Below are 22,603 nucleotides of genomic sequence, written 5' to 3'. Positions count from 1 at the left end.
ATTGCCTTGATATCTAGAAAATGTGCTTGAAAACATCATGTTTGGAAAATAAAACCTGTACCCATACTATGGAAAATCCTTTATATTATGATCGGAATCACATTCAAACGTTCGGATTTCATAATAATTAGAGCGTGAATATAGATATCGAACGGGAGAGCGTCGATAAATATTATAATGAGTGAAAAGGAAGGGTTGAACGGGATGAAACAATCGATTTTCAACTTTAATACCAAAACGGTAGTCGCTATCGGTATTGGAGCTGCGCTGTATGGCTTGCTCAGCACGATTACGATACCGCTGGTTCCTCAGACGGGATTGCGCCCGGCCATTGCCATTCTCACTATTTTCGGCGCGCTGTTTGGTCCTGTCGTTGGCTTTTTAAGCGGAGCTATCGGCCATATCATTACTGATTTGACTTGGGGCGGCGGTACGATTTGGTGGACTTGGGTGCTTGGTTCCGCGATCTCCGGTTTAGGAATGGGCCTCGTATATGCAAGCAGCTCTTTTAACGTCAATGAAGGCCGTTCCACGAAAGGCAACCTCGTTACGCTGGCTATTTCCGGATCGGCGGCTTTGGCAGTCGGCTACGGGCTTTCCAGTATACTTGACGTGTATTTGTTTGGCGAGGCGCCGGACAAAATGTGGGTGCAGTTCTACGCGTCCGCCATTGCCAACATTGCCGTACATCTGATTCTCGGCGTGCCGGCCGTGCTTGGATTGCTTAGATTGAACCGCCGCAACTCGAATTTGCGCGTACTTAAATAGGTTGCTAGATTGCAGCATGATGACAGGAGCTATTGAATCTATGAAGGAACCGCTTATCTCGTTTCGAGATTTTAGCTTTCAATACCGCAGCTTGTCTGAGCCGACATTGAAACAGATTAATCTGGACATTTACCCAGGCGAGAAAATACTCATTGCCGGGCCTAGCGGCTCGGGCAAATCTACGTTGGCCCATTGTATCAATGGGCTGATTCCTTTTACTTACAGCGGCACGATGTCTGGAGAATACTCCCTTAAGGGGCAACGGCCGGCTGACCTCAGCATTTTTGAAATCAGCCGCAGCGTCGGCACGATACTGCAGGATCAGGATGGCCAATTCATCGGGTTGTCCGTCGGCGAGGATGTTGCTTTTGCTTTTGAGAATGACTGCATGGCTCCCGCGGACATGAAGCCGAAGGTGACGCATGCGCTCGATATTGTCGACATGCTGCCGCTTCACGATCAGAGCCCGCATGAGTTGTCGGGAGGACAGAAGCAGCGGGTCTCGCTGGCGGGCGTGCTGTCGATGGAGGCGGATATTTTGCTGTTCGACGAGCCGCTTGCCAATTTGGATCCGGCCAGTGGCAAGCATGCGATGGAGCTGATGGAGGAGATCCACCGTCAGACCGGGAAGACCATCATCATTATCGAGCATCGCGTCGAGGATGTGCTGGAGCAGCCTGTCGACCGTGTCGTCATTATGGCGGAAGGCAGCATCGTCAAGGTGGGAACGCCGGATGAAATTTTATCCTCCAACATCATGCGTGAGCACGGTTTGCGGGAACCTCTTTACGTCTCTGCATTGAAATATGCCGGCTGCGGCTTGCTGCCGGAGGACAAGCCGTCCTCCCTGGCACACGTCAGTGCCAGCCCTGCCGTTAAGGAACGGCTCGCGGTATGGACGGACAGCGCTGAACCCGCATCGAAATCCTCCTCTCCTCCTCCGCTCATCGAGATGGAGGATGTCCGCTTCTCCTATGACGGGGAGCGGGAAATTATCCGCGGCGTATCCCTTGCGATAGGCAAGGGGGAACGCGTTGCGCTGCTCGGCAACAATGGCGCAGGCAAATCGACGCTGTCCCATCTGTTGACCGGCATCGCGAAGCCGAATGCCGGAGTCATCCGGCTGCAAGGAGAGACGATTAATTCTTGGTCTATCCGCCGTCGCGGCCAGCATATCGGTTATGTGATGCAAAATCCGAACCATATGATTACGCAGCCCATGATCTGGGACGAAGTGGCCCTAGGCCTGCGTGTGCGCGGCTTATCGGAGGATGAAGTGAAGACGCGCGTAGAAGAGACCTTGCGCATCTGCGGCTTGTTCGGATATCGGGAATGGCCGGTCTCTGCGCTCAGCTATGGCCAAAAAAAGCGGGTGACGATTGCCTCCATTCTGGCTATGGAGCCGAAGCTGATGATCTTGGACGAGCCTACGGCGGGACAAGACTATAAGCATTACACCGAATTCATGAGCTTCATCTCCCACTTGGCCGACAGCGGCATGTCGTTTCTTTTTATTACGCATGATATGCATTTGGCGCTTGAATATACGGAGCGTGCCGCGGTTCTGTGCAACGGAGAACGGATTGCCACAGGCGATACCGCGCAAGTGCTGACGAATATCGACGCGATCGCGCAGGCGAATTTAAAGGAAACGTCCTTGGGCGCTCTGGCGCGGCTTACAGGTGTCTCCGCACCGGAAGCGTTCGTGCGTCATTTTATCGCGCAGGAGAAGAAGGTGAATCACCATGAGTAAGGCCGGGATGCTCTATATCGACCGTGACACCTTGTTCCACCGCATGGACGGAGCGGCCAAGCTCATCGTGTTGGCTGTCTGGACCGTGGTCGTCTTTTTATTTCAGGATATTCGCATTTTTGTCCCGCTCTTTCTGATTGGGATCATCATGCTGCTGTCCGCCAAGCTGCCATGGAAACGAATTCGTCTTTTGGTCTGGCTCATGATCGTATTCAACATCTTCAACTCCCTATTCACCCTTGCCATTACACCGGCCTATGGAAGCGAAGTGGCGGGCTCGACGACGGTCGTATTGAATTTGGGATACAATGTGCTTACGCTTGAAACGATAGTTTACGTGCTAACCTTATCAATGAAATATATGTCGCTTATGCCGATTACCGTATTGTTTATCTATACGACGCATCCGACCCGCTTGGCCAGCAGCTTGAACCGGGTAGGGGTTCCGTATAAGGTGGCTTACGCATTCAGCATCGCGTTCCGCTATATTCCAGATATGCAGGCGGAATTCCGCAACATCTCGAATGCAATGCAAGCACGCGGGCTGGGCTTTGGCAAAGGCGAAGGGACTTTGAGCCAGCGGCTCAAGCATTTCGTCTCGATTGCCATTCCGCTTGTCCAATCCTCGCTCCACCGGATCGAAACGATTTCGAATGCGATGGATTTGCGCGGCTTCGGGAAGCATTCCAAGCGAACGTGGTATTCGGCGACGGTATGGCACCGCGAGGATTACATCGTCATCGCCACGAGCGTCATCGTGCTCATTGCAGCAATAGCATGGCGGGTACAGGGATACGGAACGTTCTGGTATCCATATTGAACTATATGAATCGAGTCTCCAGGAGGAGGCTCGATTTTTTGATCCAAAGATTATAATGTCCTGCAGATCGGGCGCTAACAGTCCAGCAACTGAAATAATAGTTTTATTGGCGGGAGTTGAACGAGATGGTTCTGTGGGACAAGGTATGGCAAATAGAGTATTGATATAGGGCGTGCGGATTCGCGAACGGAAATAAGAGTCTGAGCCCTGTCGTCAGAGTGATTGTTTTGTTAGCGAATTAACAAAATTTCAATATCAGCTTAACACTCTCTTGCCAGAGGAAAGTTATGGTAGATGGGGATGGTAAATGACATGCCGTTACATTATGAACGTTACCTTGAGAAGGGGGGAATCGTAATATGCAAATGCGAGCAAAGTGGACGCTGCTCCTGCTGCTCTGCTTCATGATGCTGGTCGGATGCGGACAGTCGGGAAGCCCGAACGCAGAGCAGGCTGCCGATAAGGCAGCAAAGCAAGGAAATAGCGGCACAGCGCCATCTGGCGACAATAAGCCGAACGATGGCGAAGAGAAAATGGAGCTGACGTTCTACTATCCGATTGCCGTAGGCGGACCGTTAACGTCAGTGATTGAGAACATGACGAAAAAATTTACGGAGAAGCATCCGAACATTACGGTCAAGCCGGTGTATACGGGCAGCTACGCGGACACGACGACGAAGATTCAAGCCGGCATTCAAGCGCAGCAGCCGCCGGATGTAGCCGTGATGTTATCCACGGAATTGTTCAGCATGCTTGATACGAACGCGATACTTCCGCTCGATGATTTCATGGCCAAGGAAAGCGGAGACGTGCTGCAGGATTTCTATCCGGCATTTCTTGCCAACTCGCAAGTGGAGGGCAAGACGTACAGCATTCCGTTCCAGCGCAGCACGATCGTGCTTTATTACAACAAGGATGTCTTCAAGGAAGCCGGGCTGGATCCAGAGCAGCCGCCGAAGACGTGGACGGAGCTGGCTGAAGTGGCGGCAAAGGTCAAGAAAGACGGGCGCCATGGCATCGAGGTTCCCGGCTCCGGCTTTGCCTATTGGATGTTCCAGCAGTTCGCTTTACAAAATATGGCCGATCCGAAGCACAACTTAATGACGCAGGATGGCAAGCAAGTATTTTTCAATACACCGGAAAATGTCGAAGCGCTGCAATTCTGGCGGGACCTGTCTCTAAAGCATAAGGTCATGCCGGATGGTGTCATTGAGTGGGCCACCGTTCCAACGGATTTCTTGGAGCAGAAGACGGCGATGATGATTCATACGACCGGCAATCTGACCAATATTAAAAATAACGCCAAATTCGATTTCGGCGTCGCTTTCCTGCCGATGAGCAAGCAGTACGGCTCTCCGACAGGCGGCGGAAATTTGTACATATTCAAAGATATTGAGCCGAAGAAGCAAGCGGCGGCATGGGAATTCATCAAGTTCATGACCGAGCCGGAGCAAGCGGCGCAATGGAGCATAGATACGGGGTACGTAGCGGTCCGGAAATCGGCTTATGATACGGACGTCATGAAAACCTATGCGGCAGATTTTCCGCAATCGATCGTCGCGCGCGACCAGTTGGAACATGCATATGCGGAATTGTCCACACATAACAATGGCAAAGTGTCCAAAGCGCTGACCGATCAAGTTCAGGCCGTCCTGACCGGAACGACCGACGCCGCGACCGCATTGAAGAAGGCGCAAGAAGAAGCGGAGCGTGCGCTCAAGCCGTTCAACAAATAACAATGTGTCCACACAAGGAGGACTAGATGCGGATGAGCGCCACGTGGAAAGAACGGCTTGCGCGCAACGGACTCGCTTGGGCCTTGCTGCTGCCATCCTTGTTATTTCTAATTTTGTTCACGTATTACCCGATGCTGAAGACGGCATGGCTCAGTCTGTTTCAAGCGGACTTGGCCGTGCCGGAGCCGGTTTTTAACGGAGCGGACAATTATGCGTTCCTATTTTCCGACCCGGTGTTCCAGAAGGTGTTCAGCAACAACATATGGTTTGCTGTCGGCACGGTGCCGACGTCCATGATCTTGGCGTTTCTGATGGCGCTCTTTGCGGACAAAGCGCTGGCGGGCAGGACTTTCTCCCGCGTTGCCTTCTTCTATCCGAATATGGTACCGATGATAGCGGTGGCGAACATTTGGTTGTTCATTTATACCCCGCAGTACGGGCTGTTGGCGCAGTTGGCGCAATGGGTAGGGCGTGCGGATATGAATCTGCTTGGTCATCCGGATACGGTAATGGGAGCTATGATCGTGATGATGATTTGGAAGGAAGCCGGCTATTTCATGATTTTTTATTTGGCGGGCCTTCAGAACATCCCGAAGGATTTGTATGAGTCCGCTTCCATGGATGGCGTTGGCGCATGGAAGGTGACTACGCGAATCACGATACCGTTGACGATGCCGACTACCCTGTTTGTGGCGGTCGTCGCGTTAACGAATGCTTTCAAGCTGGTCGACCACTTGTGGATAATGACAAAAGGCGGGCCGGATAATGCAAGCAATCTTCTGCTTTATCATATTTACGACACGGCCTTCAGCTTCTACGACCAAGGAATGGCGGCTGCGATGACGGTCGTTATGATTGCGGTGTTGCTTATTTTGTCTTCCCTGCAATTTTTCGGGTGGGATCGCAAAATTCATTATCAATAGAGGGGGCTCCAAGGCTTTATGGGGAAATTGGATGAATTGGACAGAGCGGATGCGGTCAAATTCAGCCTGGATCGTCATTCCGGGATTGGCGCGCGAACGGACCGTGAGCTGCGAATCGGACGTCTGAAGCAACGCGCCGCACGCGGGCTATGGCATTTGGTTATGCTGGCTGTCGGCGTCGTCTGGCTCATTCCGTTCGTCTGGGTCATCTGGACCGCGTTCCGCCCGAAAGATGCAGGGATGAATTCGTTCTTGACGTGGCAATGGACTTTCGAACATTTTGCCCGTGTATGGGAAGGGGCGCCGTTCGCCCAATATTATATGAACACGTTGACGATAGCTGGCGGAGTGCTCGCCTTTCAACTGTTTAGCTTGACGTTGGCAGCCTATGCCTTTGCGCGTCTGCGCTTCTTTGGCCGGGACGTTGTGTTCATGCTGTTTTTGGTGCAAATTATGGTTCCGGCAGATGTGCTCATTTTTTCCAACTACCATGTATTAAAAGAATTCGGCCTGCTCGATACGAAGCTTGGGATTATGCTGCCTTATTTTGCATCGGCCTTCGGAATCTTTCTGCTGCGCCAAACGTTCAAGCAAATGCCGCTGGAGCTCGAAGAAGCGGCGATGGTCGAAGGATGCTCCCGGCTTGGTATGTTGTGGCGCATCTTCGTGCCGTTATCGCTTCCCGTTTATATCTCCTTTGCCGTCGTCTCGGTGAGCTATCAGTGGAACAACTTCCTCTGGCCGCTCATCGTGACGAACTCGGTGGAGAACCGCCCGCTTACCGTAGGCTTGGCCATGTTCGCCCAGTCGTTCGAGACGGGCGCGCAGTGGGCGGAGGTAAGTGCCGCGACTCTGCTCGTCGTTGCTCCGCTGCTCATCGGGTTTCTGCTTTTTCAACGGAAATTCATTAACAGCTTTATGCATTCCGGCATAAAGTAGCAAGTGAGATAGAAGAAAACGTGAAAAAGAAATAAATTTACAAGATAGAATGAGTGTTGTAAAATATCACCTTAGCAGGTTGGCCATTTTTTCAATAAAATGAAGTCTATATCTGCCGCCAGGGCATCATACATATGATCGCTGGAAATGAAGGGGTGCGTTACAGACAACATGCCAACACAAGGAAAATCTCAACAACATTCACAACAGAAGTCTTCCTGCCAATCCGGCACCAAGAAGTCGGAGCGATTCAGCTCCTCGGGCTTTATATTGGCGGCTATCGGCAGTTCGGTCGGCTTGGGCAACATGTGGAAGTTCCCGTATGTTACCGGTCAGAATGGCGGCGGAGCCTTTTTTCTGCTGTTCATCATATGTTTGCTCATTGTCGGTTTGCCGGTTCTGCTCGGGGAACTGGCCGTCGGGCGGGCGGGGCGCGGCGACGCGGTAACCTCGTTCACGAAGCTTTCGAATAAGAAAGGCTGGGGCGCGCTCGGCTTCGTCGCCGTCCTGGCAGCGTTCCTCATTATGACCTATTACAGCACCATTGCAGGCTGGACGCTTCATTATGCGGTGCAATCCCTAACCGGCAATCTGTTCACCGATGCGAATTACGGAGAGCAATTTACCGCTTTTACAGCCGGAATGTGGCCGATCATTTGGCAAATCGTCGTTATGGCGTTGTCGGGTTTCATTATTGCCCGGGGGATTTCCGGCGGAATTGAGAAGTTCAATAAAATTGTCATTCCGGGACTTTTGCTTATTTTGCTTATCATGCTCGTGCGCACGCTCACGTTGGACGGAGCCGCTGAAGGAGTCGCCTATTTCCTGTATCCCGATTTCTCCGTGTTAACCTTTCAATCCGCGTTAATGGCGCTTGGCCTCGCATTCTTTTCGCTATCGCTGGGGCTTGGAGCCATGCTGACGTATGGCGCTTATGTGGATAAGCGTCAGTCGCTGCCGCTCGCGACGTTGGCCGTTGGCGCCGGAGACTTGACGTATGCGTTAATCGCCGGCTTGATTATATTTCCGACGACGTTTACGTTCGGCATCGAGCCTGATTCCGGACCTGGCCTCGTATTCGTTACTTTGCCGGCTGCATTTGCGTCTATGCCTTACGGCAGCTTGTTCGGAGGGCTGTTCTTTATTCTTCTGGCTATCGCAGCGGTTACCTCGTGTCTGTCGCTGACCGAGGTTCCTGTCTCCTATTTGATTCGGCGGTTCGGATTTACCCGCGGCAAAGCGACTGCCTCTGTCGTGAGCGCCATGTATGTCATTGCGCTGCCGTGCACGCTTGCCGCTGGAGGAGCTTGGAGCGATGTTACGTTCGGCGGGCGCAATCTGTTCGATTGGCTCGACTTCATTACGTCGAATATTATGCTGCCGCTCGGCGGCTTATTCGTTACGCTGCTGGTCGGTTACGTATGGAAAGGCGCAGGCGGCGAAACCGGATTGCGTTCGTTAGGAATGAAGATTTGGCTCTTCACCATGCGTGTCGTCGCGCCGGTTTTGATTATTTTGATTTTCCTGTCGTCTGTCGGCCTCGTATAGCGCCGGCATGAGAGTCTTTCTCCATTTTGGGGAAAGGCTTTTTTATATTTCGCAAAAAAATGCATTTTCATGCAACATATCTGCCAGTCGCCCCGTCTATGAGGTTGAAGAGAAACAAATCCCGGGATGAAAAGCGCTACATTCAATAAAAAACGAACTGGATTGCAGGAGGAACTCGATATGAAGAGACAAGCTTGGATGAAAATGTTGTTGACGACGTGTGTAGTGGCAATGGCGGCGATCCCGCTCACAGCGGCCGCGAAGGCAGACCAAGTGCAGGGTACAGTCGTGAGCCAGACGGAAAACCAGAGTTCAAATAACATGATCCATGAAACGGGCGAGAAAAAGCCTGAACAGCAGGAAACGTTCTCGACCAAAGGAACTATCGATCAAATCACATATACGAAAAACGGAGCTTATGTAATGATGAAGGGAAAATCCGCGCAGACGCAAAATATGGATGAGCTCCGGGTTGTATTCGCCAAAGGAACGCTGGTTGTCGATCAGAACGGCAAACAGGCGGACTTGCTGCAGGCGCTCAACGAGGGGTGGACGGTAACGGCTTATTATGGTCCTGCCATGACGAGCAGCATCCCGCCTCAGGTGACAGCGGAGAAATTCGTCGTCGAGCGTCCGGATGCGGAAGAAGAGTTCAAAACCACAGGTATCATTACGGAAGCGGGCAAAGACCGCATTACCATCAGCGGAGAGTATCCGATCATTTTGAACCTCACAGGGGACACAAAGATAACGGATGAATCCGGCAAGGTGCTTACAAAGGACGCCTTGAAGCAAAATGTCCGCGTAGAAGTGGAATACAGCCCGGTCATGACACGCAGCCTGCCGCCAATCAGCCATGCCGTCTCCATTGTCGTGAAAGAAGAGACCGTTCGCGCAGAGGGCACGATCGGCAAGGTGAATCAGCATGACGGGAAAACGTCGGTTGCGGTAGATGTGAAAGCAGATGGAGGCCAAGTGAGCGGCATCGTGCTGAATACCGATGAGAATACCGTCATCGTAAACCAATCCGGCGAGAAGCTTGATGCCAAGGATTTGAAGGCCGGGCAGAAAATCATCGGCTACCACGCCCAAATCATGACGATGTCGCTGCCGCCGCAGAGTTATGCCTATCAAATTGTCGTAGCGAACTGAATCTGGATCTGAATCTGAATCAATCACCATTTCTTCACGTTTCTGTTTGCATGCAGCCGATGCTGGGTAATGAATATGAAATGAATAATCGACTGTATAGCAAAACGAGGGTGGTGAAGCTTTGTGCGGCGCAAATTGCTGCGTATTGGCAATAGTTTCGGCCTTATCCTGACCAAGGATATTTTGTCCAAGTTAAAAGCCGAATACGGAGATTTGTTTGAAATGGAAGTTAGGGAACAGACTGGCGAAATCGTTATTCGTAAGGTCGCTGACGCATCTAACCGCAATAGAATAAAAAAGAAGGCGAAACTATCGGTGTAGGGATTTTATCCCTGCACCTTTTTTTTCGCCAAACAAGCAACAACCCCTCGGCTTGTTGCTTTCGAGAGGGTTGGGGGGTCATGCAGTTATATTTTCACCGAATTCTTTCCGTTTGAAACGGCAGATATAAAATAATACAATATACCTATTCATTTCACGGTAATTCGACAATTTTCGATAATTATACTTCAATAGTTGACATGAAATGATATAATGGAAATTAAAACCACGGCCCCTGTAATAGGGGCGGCTTATGGAGGCGTAGAGAAAATGGGCATGGCTAATGAAGCGGGATGGATTCAGGCATTCGGCTCGGAAGACAATATGCCGGAATTACTCTGTGTCATAGAGAACGGATCGAAGGAACAGTCTGCGGAAGCGGCTCAAGCTTTATTTGAGCAGATTTGCCGGGAGAACGATGTGGATGAAGCAGCCTTTCCTCTGATTGATCCGCTGCTTGATATTTTAACCATTCGGCACAAATCGGTCGCCAAGGCAACGATTTTGAACGGGATTGCGCAGGTGTTGAGATGCGCGATGCCGAATTCGCTGCCATTTGGCGTTACCCCGCTGCGTTACTGCAGCAGCCAAGGTTATGGGGCGGAAGAACAGACCGGTGCGGCGGCAGCGGTCGCGCGGCACTGGCACCTTACGCTGCGCAGCCGTTATGCAGAATGGTCTGTGCTGGCAGAGGAAGGGGAATTAACGGCAATCCAAGCCGTGTATGTGCTGCATTGGCTGCAATGGGACGACCCTAAGGTGGAAAATAAGCTGTTGCGCGCCGCTTTTTATGGGGAGTCTTCCCGGCTTCGCCTGAATGCGCTCATCGCGCTTGCCGATTACCGCCGTCGTGCGGGCAAACCATTCAACCCGTCGATAGCGTTCGGCCAGCATCAAGACGATGAGCTATATGAAGCGGTTCGCGCGGTCTGTGCTGCGTTAACGTCCTCCGAAGCCCAGACTTCCCAGGTGACGGCCAAGCTTCTGCAGGGGTGCGCACTGCCGCGGCTAGACCGCATCCAATTTCCTTGGGCTGATGGTGCCATATCCTCGCTGTGCGCGCAGGCAGCCTGTTATTTATTCCAGAACGGGACCCCGATTGAAGAACGGGCCGTGTTCTGGGTGAAGGCGCTTGATACATGTATTCATGCGCATCAGCTGCGTTCCCGCAAAGTGGTATGGGAGATTGGCGAATCGACCGTACAGTGGGATGAAGAATGGCTGCAATGGAATTGGAACGGCCCGATGCTTGTGGCGGACGGCATGCTGCTCTCGTTGTTTCCTGTAAATGGCGATCACCTTGCAGATGAAGGGGAAGAGCTTACTCTTCCATCGGGCGTATCGCGCGCCATCAAATTATGTCTCCAGCATCAAGTGGAGATGCCGAACGCAGAGCGTTACGGTGTAGGCCGTGTCATACGGCAGCTGTACCGTTTTATTACGTAAGGGGGGTATTCCCGCCCCAGCATTCAGTTGAGAAGGAATACCCGCGATAAGAACGTGAAATGGACTATATTGATGATGCCGAGACGGGACTAGTCCGTCTTTTTCTTTTTGTGCTGATAAGGGGTAACGGTCTTGGCCCCTTCCAATGTATCATTGACAAAGGCCATATCTTGGTTTTTCGCTTTCATATTCGTAGTGCCCTTGTAATTTCCGCGATGCGTCTTGTTTTCCATGATGAATCTGACCTTCTTTCTATAGAAAATGTCATCATCCCATTCAGGATGCTCTGCCCTATTGTTCGCAGGTTGGGGAGACGCTATCCATAAACGAGCGGACACGAGAAAATGTTGACAATATGGAAAAAATCTAGTCGATGACTAGGTTTTTTGAGCGTTGTTGGTTATAATGGTTAAGGAATTTTTGCGCGTTATTTATGGCATTGCAACGAACGAAATAATCGAAATAATGAATGAAATAGAACTATATTAAGGAGTTGTAATTATAAATGGCACTGAAAGCTGGTATCGTCGGATTGCCGAACGTTGGCAAATCTACATTGTTTAACGCAATTACGCAAGCAGGCGCAGAATCGGCCAACTATCCGTTCTGTACGATCGACCCTAACGTTGGCGTGGTGGAAGTGCCGGATGAACGCCTGAACAAATTGACGGAATTGGTCGTGCCGAACCGTACGGTTCCAACGGCATTCGAATTCGTGGATATCGCAGGTCTTGTGCGCGGCGCGAGCAAAGGCGAGGGGCTTGGCAACAAGTTTTTGGCGCATATTCGCGAGGTGGATGCGATCGTGCACGTGGTGCGCTGCTTCGAAGACGAGAACATTACGCATGTAGATGGCAAAGTTGATCCGGTAAGCGATATTCAAACGATCAATCTGGAGCTCGTGCTGGCTGATCTCGAATCGGTAGAGAAGCGTCTAGATCGCACGAAGAAGAACATGAAGAGCGGCGACAAGAAGTTTGCGCAGGAAGCCGAAGTGCTCGAGCGCTTGAAAGAGACGCTCTACAACGATAAGCCGGCGCGCAGCATGGATTTGAGCGACGATGAGAAGCTGCTGGTGCGCGATCTGCACTTGCTGACGATGAAGCCGGTTCTGTATGCCGCAAACGTAAGCGAAGACGGTGTGGCGGACGCGGACTCCAATCCTTACGTGCAGCAAGTGCGCGATTTTGCCGTGGCCGAAAATGCGGAAGTCGTGCCAATCAGCGCGAAGGTGGAAGCGGAAATCGCCGAACTGGATGGCGAGGACAAAGAAATGTTCCTGCAGGAGCTTGGCTTGGAGGAATCGGGCTTGAACCGCCTTATCAAGGCGGCTTACCGTCTGCTCGGTCTGTACACGTACTTCACCGCAGGCGTTCAAGAAGTGCGCGCATGGACGATTCGCAAAGGCATGAAGGCGCCGCAAGCGGCAGGTGTCATTCATACCGACTTCGAACGAGGCTTTATTCGTGCCGAGGTCGTATCGTATAATGACTTGGTTGCGGGTGGTTCGATGAACGTGGTGAAGGAGCAAGGCAAGCTGCGTTTGGAAGGAAAAGAGTATGTTGTGCAAGACGGAGACGTCATGCACTTCCGCTTTAATGTTTAGTTGAATGAATGCCTTGCGCGAGTGAAAAGGCTGATGAATATAGGTGTTAGAGCCGAAGATTGAAGCATGAGAGAGGTGATCGTATTATGATGGACCGTCTGCAATCCCTTGCGGATCGATATGAAAAATTGAGTGAGTTGCTGTGTGATCCGGACGTGGCGAACGATCCGAAGAAGCTGCGTGAATATTCGAAGGAACAGTCCGATTTGCAGCAAGCTTACGAGGCTTATATGGAATATAAGTCCGTCGTTAGCGAGCTGGAGGCGGCAAAAGTAATGCTGCAAGAGAAGCTGGACGATGAAATGCGCGAAATGGTGAAGATGGAAATCGAAGAACTGAGCGCGCGCCAAACCGAGTTGGATGAGCACATCCGCATCTTGCTTCTGCCTAAGGATCCGAACGACGACAAGAACGTCATCGTCGAGATTCGCGGCGCGGCTGGCGGCGACGAAGCGGCGCTGTTCGCAGCCGACTTGTACCGCATGTATACCCGCTATGCGGATACGAAAGGATGGCGCACGGAGCTGATGGAGGCCAATATCAGCGATCTGGGCGGGTTCAAAGAGGTGATCTTTCTGGTATCCGGCAAAGGCGCGTACAGCAAGCTGAAGTATGAGAGCGGCGCGCATCGCGTGCAGCGCATTCCGGCGACGGAATCGGGCGGCCGCATCCACACGTCCACGTCGACGGTAGCGGTGATGCCGGAAATCGAAGATTTTGAAGTGGAGATTTTCGACAAGGATATCCGTGTCGATACATTCTGTTCCTCCGGCGCGGGCGGACAGTCCGTCAATACGACGAAGTCAGCCGTACGTGTCACGCACATTCCGACCGGCATCGTAGCGACGTGCCAAGACGGTAAATCACAGAATGATAATAAAGCGAAGGCGCTGCAAGTGCTGCGTGCGCGTATTTTCGACATTAAACGGCAAGAAGAGGAAGCGAAATACGCAGGTGAGCGGAAGAGCAAGGTCGGTACGGGTGACCGCAGTGAACGGATTCGGACGTATAACTTCCCGCAAAGCCGCGTGACGGATCATCGCATCGGGTTGACGCTGCACAAGCTCGACCAGGTGATGAATGGGGATATGGAAGAAATTGTTCAAGCGTTGACGCTGACGGAACAAGCGGAGCTCCTTGAAAAGGAGAATCATGCATGAGTGAGCACAGCAGATCGATGAGTGAAGGACAAACGCAGGGAACGGGCGAGCAGCCGGCTCTGCGCTTTCACCTCGCTGTGCCTGCGACGATTCGAGAAGCCTGGGTGCAGGCTTCTTCTTTTTTAGCGGCGGGCGGGGTGGATGACGCTGCGCATCATGCCGAGCTGCTGCTGCGGCATGAGCTGGGGATGGAGCGGGCGGCATACTTGGTCGCCCTGCCGGACGCGCTGCCGGAAGCGGCTAAAGGCCGCTTCGAGGAAGCGATAACTCGGCGGGCAGCGGGCGAGCCGACACAATATATTATCGGCTGGCAGCATTTCTATGGCCTGCCGTTCGAGGTGACGCCGGACGTGCTTATTCCGCGTCCGGAGACGGAGCTGCTCGTGGAGGCCGTCATCGCGGAAGCGGGCCGCCTTTGGCCGGAGGACGCTCCGCTTGAGGTGGCGGACGTGGGCACGGGCAGCGGCGCCATTGCATGCGCGCTGGCGCATCTGCGACCCGCGTGGCGCGTCACGGCCGGCGATATTTCGCCGGCGGCGCTGCGGGTAGCCGGGCGGAACGCGGAGCGTCTCGGCGTGGCTGCGCGCCTGTCGTGGCTGCAGGGCGACCTGCTGGCGCCGTTCGCCGGCCGCGGGCTGGACATCCTCGTGTCCAACCCGCCGTACATTCCGGCCGGCGACTTGGCGGGGCTTATGCGCGAGGTGCGCGATTATGAGCCCCGCACGGCGCTGGACGGCGGTGCGGACGGGCTCGACCCGTACCGCCGTCTGGTCGCGATGCTGCCGCTGCTTGGCGCGGCGCCGCGCCTGATTGGCTTCGAGGTGGGCCAAGGACAGGCCCACGACGTAGCCGAGCTGCTGAAGAGCGCCGGCTACGGCTCGAAGCTGATTATCGTGCCCGACTTGGCGGGCATCGAGCGCCACGTCATCGGCGCGCGTTAGCTGCGCAGTGCGCGCTCTGCAATGATTTAATTGGGGCACGAATTTGGATTTGGATTGTGCTGGTAAATTGAATTGCATTGGAGCTTTATTTTGGGATAGAGTTTTTCGAATCTGTGCCGCCTTCTTGAAGGCTGCCGGATCGGAAAGACTCTATCTTTTTTTTCTATGAGATCGCAAATTGCTAGGTTTAATCGCTTGGCTGCCGGACATAATGATAGACAAGAGGCGCGCCCAACCTCACAAGGAGTAGATGAACATGAAGTTTCGTGTGTTCGTGCTCGGTCTCGCGTTTGCCGCGATGGCAGCGGGAGCTTTGATGCGTTGGGAAATAGGCCGCGTGGATGCGGCTATAGGTGAAGTGCAGGAACAGAATGCGGCTGACGCAATTCCAGAGGATGCGATACGTTTGCGGGTCCTGGCGAACTCCGATACGGATCGGGACCAGCAAGTAAAGCGCATGGTGCGCGATGTAATCGTCGAGCAGATTAACGGCTGGTTGAAGCTTGAAGATGCCCCGCAATCACGGGATGAAGCCCGGGCGCTCATTGCGAAGCATATGGATGAGCTGACGCAGGCTGCTGCTGAAGTGCTTGCCCAGCAAGGTTTGCCTTACAAAGCGAAGCTGGAGCTCGGCGAAGTGCCGTTCCCGGCCAAATGGTACGGAGGCAACGTTTATCCTGCCGGCATGTATGAGGCGCTGCTTGTGACGCTGGGAGCAGGTGAAGGCCAGAATTGGTGGTGCGTGCTGTTTCCGCCGCTCTGCTTCATCGATGGAGATACGGCGCAAGGCTCGGCAAATGACGCTGCGACTGATTCTGCAAGTGCCGCTGCAAGCGACGCCGACGATACGACCGAAGTCCGATTTTTCTTGTGGGACATGATTGTTACTCTCGTTCAGTGGATTTCGGGACTATGGACTGCTGTTGCAGGATGATTTGTAATTGATATCCATCGATAATAAGCTTGATTCGAGGTTGATCCAGCTCCGTTACTTAGATATTGGAGAGGCGTGACTCTCTACGTTGAGTCCTTCCAATCACTCTCCCCTTTGGTCAGTACGGCTGCCCTGTTCCGCCGAAAAGCATAGTCTTGAACTGGTTGCACGTTTCCATAGGATCGACAAGATTGGACGAGTTGAGGAGGGATGTCCCGTCTCAACGGGAGGGAGAGTGGAGAGAATTACTTGGAAGCAGTTGGAGCTATTGAACTTCGCATCCAATGAACCGGCTCGTGCTGTGCAGGGAACTGAGTTGAATCGTATCTAGGCTATAACTGGACGATCCTTCAGCTATTATGGTACAACTAATGAAGAACCAAGGAACGTGAACGGAAAGATGTCGAAGCTCCTTCGGCATCTTTTCTTGCGATGTGTGCCTAAATATAATCTTCCTGACGGCATCCCATGCAGTGACGAACTTCTATGTATCTCTGACAAACTGTAGCAGGCGCATGAGGCGTTGCGGTTGAAGGATACATCTAGCAATAGTTTGGGCTGAAACGGCTCTTTTTCCTGAGCATTAACAAGCGAAGCGTGCATCCGTCTGCATGGGTGCAACAAGCATAAGCAGCAGATACCAGATAACTGTAACGAGCCAGCCAGAACAATAATAGAGCGTAACACCATCTCCATAAAAGTAAGGACTTGACGCTATGAACAAATCAAATGACAGCAAAGTCGAAGTTGAAGTTAAAGTTGAAGTAAACGGCAACGGCATAGAAACGCCCATCAACCAAGCCAAGGCGGAGCCGCAAGCCACAAAGTGGTGGACGGTGGATAAGGCGATTCCGGTACGAGAGCAAGCGTGCATTGCAGAGGCTGCCGCCATGCTGGCAGCAGGGCAGACGATTGCCTTCCCGACAGAGACGGTATACGGCCTCGGGGCGAACGCCTGCGATGCTGAGGCTGTGCAGCGCATTTTTGCCGCCAAGGGACGCCCGTCCGACAACCCGCTCATCGTGCATATCGCGGATATGGCGCAGCTCGATGAGCTGGTGCTGCCGTACGGAGACACCGCGAAGCGGTTGATGGAACGCTTTTGGCCGGGGCCGCTCACCATCGTGCTGCCCGTCCGGCCGCAGGCGGTCTCTTCCTCTGTGACCGCCGGTCTCGACACCGTGGGCGTGCGTATGCCGGCACACGATACGGCGCTTGCGCTTATTCGCGCTGCAGGGCGCCCGATAGCGGCACCGAGCGCGAACCGCTCGGGAAGGCCGAGCCCGACTCGCGCGGAGCATGTGCGCGCGGACCTGGACGGCCGTATTGGCGGCATCGTTGACGGCGGCCCGGCTGGTGTCGGCGTGGAGTCCACGGTGCTTGAAGTGCAGGGCGATCGAGTCCATGTGCTGCGCCCGGGCGGAATTACGACAGCGATGCTGCGTGAAGTGGCCGCCGAGGTGACGGTCGATCCGGCGGTTGATCCGAATGGGGGCATGACGGAAGCAGCACCGCCTGTTACCCCTTCGTCGGCACCGAGCTCCACAAAGCGTATGGCAGATCATGCTGCGGGGCTTGCGGCTGGAACACCAATGGAGGAACCCGCAGCAGGCTTCATGTCAGAGCAAGTGGCAGACCGCTCAGCTGGGCTTTCCCCGGTTCAACCTGCACCGCGCTCGCCTGGAATGAAATATACGCATTATGCGCCGCAAGGCACGCTTTCTATTGTTAAGGGAGTGTCTGCGGAGCGCGTAAGCCAGTGCATCCAGGCGGAATTGGATGCAGCCAAACAACGCGGCGAGACGACCGGTGTATTGGCATTTAGAGAGCATGCCGAGCGATACCGGGCGGACATCGTCGTCTCGCTAGGCAGCGTGGAGGCGCTGGAGGAGGCGGCCCATTATTTATATGATGCGCTGCGCCATTTCGATGAGGCTGGAGCCACCTATATGCTGGCGGAGGCCTGCCCGACGGAAGGCATGGGGCTTGCCGTCATGAACCGGCTCGTTAAAGCGGCCGGTCACCGCATCATTCGTTGCCAATGATATGATTTGGGTAAAATAGAGCTTGTCATGATCCCGCCCTTGTCCGCATACGTTGATTAAAGACGATCGGACGAGGAGAGAGGCAAATGTGGGAAACGGCTGTACCCATTGGACAATGGATGACGATTCTCGTTATGGCCCTGGCACTCGGTTCGGATGCCTTTTCCCTATGCATCGGCATCGGAATGAGAGGGGTGAGGCGGATGGATGCCTTTCGCATCAGCATCGTCATCGCGTTCTTTCATGTATTGATGCCGTTAATGGGCGTCATAACAGGCGTATATATAGGCATCGTCCTCGGGAAGATGACGGCAATGGCTGCCGGAGCCCTTCTTGTGATCCTTGGCGGACATATGATTTACAGCTCGTTCAAAGGGGAATCATCCCACTTTATCGATACGGCTTCATTGTGGGGGACGATTTGGTTCGCGCTGAGCGTTAGTGTCGATTCGTTCTCCGTCGGTGTAACGCTCGGCATGTTCCGCTCTGACTTGCTCATTACAATCGTTGCGTTCGGCCTGTTTGGCGGGGCAATGTCCATTGTCGGGCTGCTGCTTGGACATCATGCCGGGCAGTATATCGGTGAGTACGGCGAAGCCGTGGGCGGTGCTATACTGCTCGTTTTTGGCATTTTGTTTTTGATCCCTTCTTGACATAGGGTACAATAGATGGATGAGAACTTCACGAGAAGGGGGGATGCGATATGAAGCGCATCTTATTTGTATGCACAGGCAACACTTGCCGCAGTCCAATGGCAGAAGCGATGCTAAGGCATTTGGCGGAAGAGCGGTCTTTGGAACTAGAGGTGAAGTCCGCCGGAGTGGCGGCATGGGATGGCACTCCCATTTCGGAGAATGCGGCCGAAGCGCTGGCCGAGCAGCAAATTACGAGCCACCGGATGTTTCGGTCTACTGCCCTGAACGAGGAAGGGGTACAGTGGGCGGATATTATTTTGACGTTGACCCTTGGTCATAAGCAGCATGTGCTGCAGCGTTTTCCTCATGCAGCGGACAAGACGTTCGCGCTGAAAGAGTATGTGGAACAAGACGGAGCGGCAGTACAAGAACGGGAACAGCTGCTTGCTATGGCGGCGGAACTGCAGTTGAAGCTGGCGCTTGGCGAAGAGCCGACCGAAGAAGAACGGAAGCAGCTCTTTGAACTGCAACAGCGCGCACCGAGCATGGATGTGGCGGATCCGTTCGGAGGCACGTTGGAGCAGTACCGAATGACGGCGGCGGAAATTCGCGCGGCTCTCCATTTACTGCTGGATATGCTGGACAAATAGGGATTGCATTTCAGTTCAGTATCCTTTATCATCAGGGATAGAAGATGCAGGTTCGATGTAACTGGCGACGAAAGTGGGTAACCACGATGGAGCATCGAATAATACGGCCGGTCGCCTGGGCGAAAGAGCAGTGTATGGCAATTGCCATGCTATGCTCTTTTTTTCATGCTATATTATGATATATATGGTATAAATGGTATTGATCCGACTTGGATGTAATCCTGTGGAAACCGCTAAACGGAGTGATCATCCAGTATTTGAATGAGGCGCTTGTCTATGGGGATTGTATTAACAGAGAAGGGAAATCGCAATTTGTTTGCTCCAATTTCCCGGAAATTCGTTATAATAGAGCCATGGCTTGTCTCATGAACAACGTTGGATGCGCCTTAATGAAAGACGAACGGATGGAGGGAATGACGATGAAAATTGCCGTAGGCGCAGATCATGCCGGTGTGCGGTTGAAAGATGGAATTATTTCAGTCATTAAGGACTTGGGTCATGATGTTGTTGACTTGGGCTGCAATTGTACGGAATCGGTAGACTATCCAGATTATGCGGTGCCGGTTGCAGAGATGGTTGCTTCCGGAGAAGCGGACCGGGGTGTGCTCATTTGCGGCACGGGCATCGGTATGTCCATCGCCGCGAACAAGGTGCCGGGCGTGCGCTGCGCGCTCGTTCACGATCTCTTCTCTGCAAAAGCGACCCGCGAGCATAATGATACGAATGTGCTGGCCATGGGGGAGCGTGTCATCGGGCCAGGACTCGCCGAGGAAATCGCGCGTGTTTGGCTGAGTACGGAATTCAGCCAAGGCGAACGTCATATAGGGCGTCTGGGCAAGGTATCCGATGTGGAGCACAAATATCACCCTGCACCGTAATAAGCGGAGGTAAAGTTATTGATGAATAATCAAACTAAAGGACAACAGCATTCGGAGACATCGGCTGATGTTGTTTCGTCTGCGAAGGGCTATCGAATGCAAGCGGAAGCGGCTGCAAGAGCCCTTGTGCAGGCGGCGGGATTGAAGCCCGGGCAGCTGGTTGTCATCGGGTGCAGCACGAGTGAAGTGGCCGGGGCGCGGATAGGAACGTCAGGCACGCTTGATGCAGCCCAGGAGATTTATGCCGGATTGGATGTGCTGCGTGCGGAATTCGGCCTGCACATGGCATATCAATGCTGTGAGCACCTCAACCGCGCGCTCGTCGTAGAACGGCGCACGCTCGAACGATTCGGGCTGGAGGAAGTTGCTGCAGTGCCTGTACCGACTGCGGGCGGCTCTATGGCTGCTTGCGCATACCGGAGCTTGCCGGCTGCCTGTCTGGCGGAAACGATATCGGCGGATGCCGGAATCGATATCGGCGAGACGCTTATCGGCATGCATATACGCCGGGTCGCCGTGCCGCTCCGCACTGAGCCGCGCTATATCGGCAAGGCGAGAGTCAATATGGCGGCAACGCGGCCGAAGCTTATTGGCGGGGAGAGGGCTGTCTACCGGCTTCCAGACTTATCAGACACAGATTCCTGTAAGTAGGATGAGCGGGCAAGGCTGCCGGATGTCGATAACATGTTTGAACCTTAACGCAGAATGCGTTGTCATACAATGCAATTAAGGTAATTTAACAATGGGAGGGCTATGCTAATGGTAGATCATTTAAGACAATCCGATCCGGACGTATTGAAAGCGATGGATCTGGAGCTGCAGCGCCAGCGCAATAACATTGAACTTATCGCTTCGGAGAACATCGTCAGTGAAGCGGTGATGGAAGCGATGGGGACGGTGCTTACGAACAAATATGCGGAAGGCTATCCGGGCAAACGCTACTACGGCGGCTGCGAGCACGTCGACATCGTCGAGAACATTGCGCGGGATCGCGCGAAGGAGCTGTTCGGAGCGGAGCACGTCAACGTGCAGCCGCATTCCGGCGCGCAGGCGAACATGGCCGTATATTTAGCGGCATTGAAACCGGGAGATACGGTGCTCGGAATGGACTTGGCGCATGGTGGTCACTTGACGCATGGCAGTCCTGTCAACGCTTCCGGCCTGTTGTATAACTTCGTCGCATATGGCGTCGAAGAGGATACGTTCCGCATCGATTATGATAAGGTGCGCAAGGCAGCTTTCAAACACCGTCCGAAAATGCTCGTTGCCGGCGCCAGCGCTTATCCGCGCACCATCGATTTCGAGGCGCTGGCCTCCATTGCGAATGATGTAGGCGCGCTGTTCTTTGTCGACATGGCTCACATTGCCGGCCTTGTAGCGGCAGGATTGCATCCGAGCCCGGTTCCACACGCCCATTTTGTAACGACGACGACACATAAGACGCTGCGCGGTCCGCGCGGAGGCATGATTCTGTGCCGCCAAGCATGGGCGCAGGCGATTGACAAGGCAGTGTTCCCGGGAACGCAAGGCGGCCCGCTCATGCACGTCATCGCATCCAAAGCGGTGGCCTTGGGCGAAGCGCTGCAGCCTTCTTTCAAGCAGTATGCCGAGCAGGTAATCAAAAATGCGAAAGTATTGGCCGATTCCCTCATCGAGGAAGGATTGACAATCGTATCCGGCGGTACGGACAATCATCTCATGCTGATCGATACGCGCAGCATTAACATTACGGGTAAAGATGCGGAAAAAGTTCTTGACTCCGTTGGAATCACCGTGAACAAGAACGCGATTCCGTTCGACCCGACGAGCCCGTTCATTACAAGCGGGATCCGCATTGGCACGCCGGCGGCAACTTCGCGCGGCATGGATGAAGCGGCTATGCGCATTATCGGACAGGTTATCGCCATGACACTCAAAAATCCGGCAGATGCGGCGGTATTGGATAAGGCCCGCGGCATGGTCCGTGACTTGACCGCGCAATATCCGTTGTATGAGACATTGAAATATTAATGGTAAAGGCGGGAGCAAGCTCCCGCTGACATAGGCCGTGAATGCCTCAAGCGGGCATGCGCGGCCTGTTTTTGCTTGTCCGGCCGGCTGAGCGTTAAGACGGCAGCAGCGGAGCGCGAGTCGTTGTACTTGTGAAGGAGGGGCGCATTTACCTTTTTCTCATGGCTTGTCCGTTTGCATGTATAACCAATCCAAGGAATGTTTACTAATAGTACAGCGGCTCTTTCTTTTCCAATTTCAGGTAGTCGGGAAAAAGGTTGCCAAAAGTGATGGGGAACACTGTGCAGTAATGGGCTTCAAATGTTATAATAGAGCCTGTTTAGCGTAAACTGATAACT

Annotated in this window: 21 protein-coding genes and 1 riboswitch; of the genes, 20 read left to right on the top strand and 1 reads right to left on the bottom strand. The window is 53.3% G+C overall.

The window, feature by feature from the left end:
* The first annotated feature begins 204 nt into the window (after positions 1 to 204).
* The 10 genes from JSQ80_RS08950 to JSQ80_RS08905 all read left to right on the top strand — a co-directional run bounded on the left by JSQ80_RS08950 (position 205) and on the right by JSQ80_RS08905 (position 11,406).
* A complete protein-coding gene (locus JSQ80_RS08950; protein ID WP_087433929.1) occupies positions 205 to 768 on the top strand; it encodes an ECF-type riboflavin transporter substrate-binding protein in 564 nt (187 codons plus the stop codon).
* A 40-nt stretch (positions 769 to 808) separates the two neighbouring features.
* Complete coding sequence (locus JSQ80_RS08945) at positions 809 to 2,521, top strand: ABC transporter ATP-binding protein (protein ID WP_206095049.1); 1,713 nt, start codon at positions 809 to 811, stop codon at positions 2,519 to 2,521.
* The gene (locus JSQ80_RS08940) at positions 2,514 to 3,341 is read left to right on the top strand and encodes an energy-coupling factor transporter transmembrane component T family protein (RefSeq protein WP_206095048.1); all 828 of its coding nucleotides are present in this window, start codon (positions 2,514 to 2,516) and stop codon (positions 3,339 to 3,341) included. Before JSQ80_RS08945 ends, JSQ80_RS08940 begins: the two co-directional genes overlap by 8 nt.
* 359 nt (positions 3,342 to 3,700) lie before the next feature.
* Positions 3,701 to 5,077 carry an ABC transporter substrate-binding protein gene (locus tag JSQ80_RS08935; RefSeq protein ID WP_087433932.1) on the top strand — a complete coding sequence of 459 codons (1,377 nt, stop codon included), beginning with the start codon at positions 3,701 to 3,703 and terminating at the stop codon, positions 5,075 to 5,077.
* A gap of 32 nt (positions 5,078 to 5,109) precedes the next feature.
* A complete protein-coding gene (locus JSQ80_RS08930; protein WP_206095047.1) occupies positions 5,110 to 6,000 on the top strand; it encodes a carbohydrate ABC transporter permease in 891 nt (296 codons plus the stop codon).
* Positions 6,001 to 6,162: 162 nt separating this feature from the next.
* Positions 6,163 to 6,939 (top strand): carbohydrate ABC transporter permease, encoded by a 777-nt coding sequence (locus tag JSQ80_RS08925; protein WP_087434099.1) that lies wholly within the window; start codon positions 6,163 to 6,165, stop codon positions 6,937 to 6,939.
* 171 nt (positions 6,940 to 7,110) lie between these two features.
* The gene (locus JSQ80_RS08920; RefSeq protein WP_206095046.1) at positions 7,111 to 8,487 is read left to right on the top strand and encodes a sodium-dependent transporter; all 1,377 of its coding nucleotides are present in this window, start codon (positions 7,111 to 7,113) and stop codon (positions 8,485 to 8,487) included.
* Positions 8,488 to 8,667: 180 nt separating this feature from the next.
* The gene (locus JSQ80_RS08915; protein WP_087433935.1) at positions 8,668 to 9,639 is read left to right on the top strand and encodes a hypothetical protein; all 972 of its coding nucleotides are present in this window, start codon (positions 8,668 to 8,670) and stop codon (positions 9,637 to 9,639) included.
* A 123-nt stretch (positions 9,640 to 9,762) separates the two neighbouring features.
* Complete coding sequence (locus JSQ80_RS08910) at positions 9,763 to 9,960, top strand: AbrB/MazE/SpoVT family DNA-binding domain-containing protein (RefSeq protein WP_087433936.1); 198 nt, start codon at positions 9,763 to 9,765, stop codon at positions 9,958 to 9,960.
* Positions 9,961 to 10,230: 270 nt separating this feature from the next.
* A complete protein-coding gene (locus JSQ80_RS08905; protein ID WP_206095045.1) occupies positions 10,231 to 11,406 on the top strand; it encodes a hypothetical protein in 1,176 nt (391 codons plus the stop codon).
* A gap of 89 nt (positions 11,407 to 11,495) precedes the next feature.
* Here the strand turns inward: JSQ80_RS08905 and JSQ80_RS08900 are convergent, their stop codons facing one another.
* Positions 11,496 to 11,639, bottom strand: coding sequence for a hypothetical protein (locus tag JSQ80_RS08900; RefSeq protein ID WP_176392843.1), 144 nt, complete (start codon positions 11,637 to 11,639; stop codon positions 11,496 to 11,498).
* A 272-nt stretch (positions 11,640 to 11,911) separates the two neighbouring features.
* Here JSQ80_RS08900 and ychF point away from each other — a divergent pair, with 272 nt between their 5' ends.
* The 10 genes from ychF to JSQ80_RS08850 all read left to right on the top strand — a co-directional run bounded on the left by ychF (position 11,912) and on the right by JSQ80_RS08850 (position 22,265).
* The gene (ychF, locus tag JSQ80_RS08895) at positions 11,912 to 13,012 is read left to right on the top strand and encodes a redox-regulated ATPase YchF (protein WP_087433939.1); all 1,101 of its coding nucleotides are present in this window, start codon (positions 11,912 to 11,914) and stop codon (positions 13,010 to 13,012) included.
* 86 nt (positions 13,013 to 13,098) lie between these two features.
* Positions 13,099 to 14,172, top strand: coding sequence for a peptide chain release factor 1 (gene prfA, locus JSQ80_RS08890; protein ID WP_087433940.1), 1,074 nt, complete (start codon positions 13,099 to 13,101; stop codon positions 14,170 to 14,172).
* The gene (gene prmC / locus JSQ80_RS08885) at positions 14,169 to 15,113 is read left to right on the top strand and encodes a peptide chain release factor N(5)-glutamine methyltransferase (RefSeq protein ID WP_240463605.1); all 945 of its coding nucleotides are present in this window, start codon (positions 14,169 to 14,171) and stop codon (positions 15,111 to 15,113) included. Before prfA ends, prmC begins: the two co-directional genes overlap by 4 nt.
* Before the next feature lie 256 nt (positions 15,114 to 15,369).
* Complete coding sequence (gene spoIIR, locus JSQ80_RS08880; protein ID WP_206095044.1) at positions 15,370 to 16,047, top strand: stage II sporulation protein R; 678 nt, start codon at positions 15,370 to 15,372, stop codon at positions 16,045 to 16,047.
* A 716-nt stretch (positions 16,048 to 16,763) separates the two neighbouring features.
* A complete protein-coding gene (locus JSQ80_RS08875) occupies positions 16,764 to 18,092 on the top strand; it encodes an L-threonylcarbamoyladenylate synthase (RefSeq protein ID WP_206095043.1) in 1,329 nt (442 codons plus the stop codon).
* An 86-nt stretch (positions 18,093 to 18,178) separates the two neighbouring features.
* Positions 18,179 to 18,745, top strand: a complete 567-nt coding sequence (locus JSQ80_RS08870) for a manganese efflux pump MntP (RefSeq protein WP_087433944.1) — start codon at positions 18,179 to 18,181, stop codon at positions 18,743 to 18,745.
* Positions 18,746 to 18,795: 50 nt separating this feature from the next.
* Entirely contained in the window at positions 18,796 to 19,377 is a 582-nt protein-coding gene (locus tag JSQ80_RS08865; protein ID WP_206095042.1) for a low molecular weight protein arginine phosphatase, read from the top strand.
* 47 nt (positions 19,378 to 19,424) lie between these two features.
* Positions 19,425 to 19,505: riboswitch (ZMP/ZTP riboswitch) on the top strand.
* Between the two features lie 291 nt (positions 19,506 to 19,796).
* Positions 19,797 to 20,255 (top strand): ribose 5-phosphate isomerase B, encoded by a 459-nt coding sequence (gene rpiB / locus JSQ80_RS08860; RefSeq protein WP_087434100.1) that lies wholly within the window; start codon positions 19,797 to 19,799, stop codon positions 20,253 to 20,255.
* A 96-nt stretch (positions 20,256 to 20,351) separates the two neighbouring features.
* The gene (locus JSQ80_RS08855) at positions 20,352 to 20,906 is read left to right on the top strand and encodes a TIGR01440 family protein (protein ID WP_206097525.1); all 555 of its coding nucleotides are present in this window, start codon (positions 20,352 to 20,354) and stop codon (positions 20,904 to 20,906) included.
* Between the two features lie 108 nt (positions 20,907 to 21,014).
* Positions 21,015 to 22,265 carry a serine hydroxymethyltransferase gene (locus JSQ80_RS08850; RefSeq protein ID WP_087433946.1) on the top strand — a complete coding sequence of 417 codons (1,251 nt, stop codon included), beginning with the start codon at positions 21,015 to 21,017 and terminating at the stop codon, positions 22,263 to 22,265.
* Positions 22,266 to 22,603: the final 338 nt, after the last annotated feature.

The sequence above is a fragment of the Paenibacillus apiarius genome, from assembly GCF_017052585.1.
In the GTDB taxonomy this organism is placed as follows: Bacteria; Bacillota; Bacilli; order Paenibacillales; family Paenibacillaceae; genus Paenibacillus_B; species Paenibacillus_B apiarius.
This window is presented reverse-complemented; position numbering and strand designations above follow the sequence as displayed.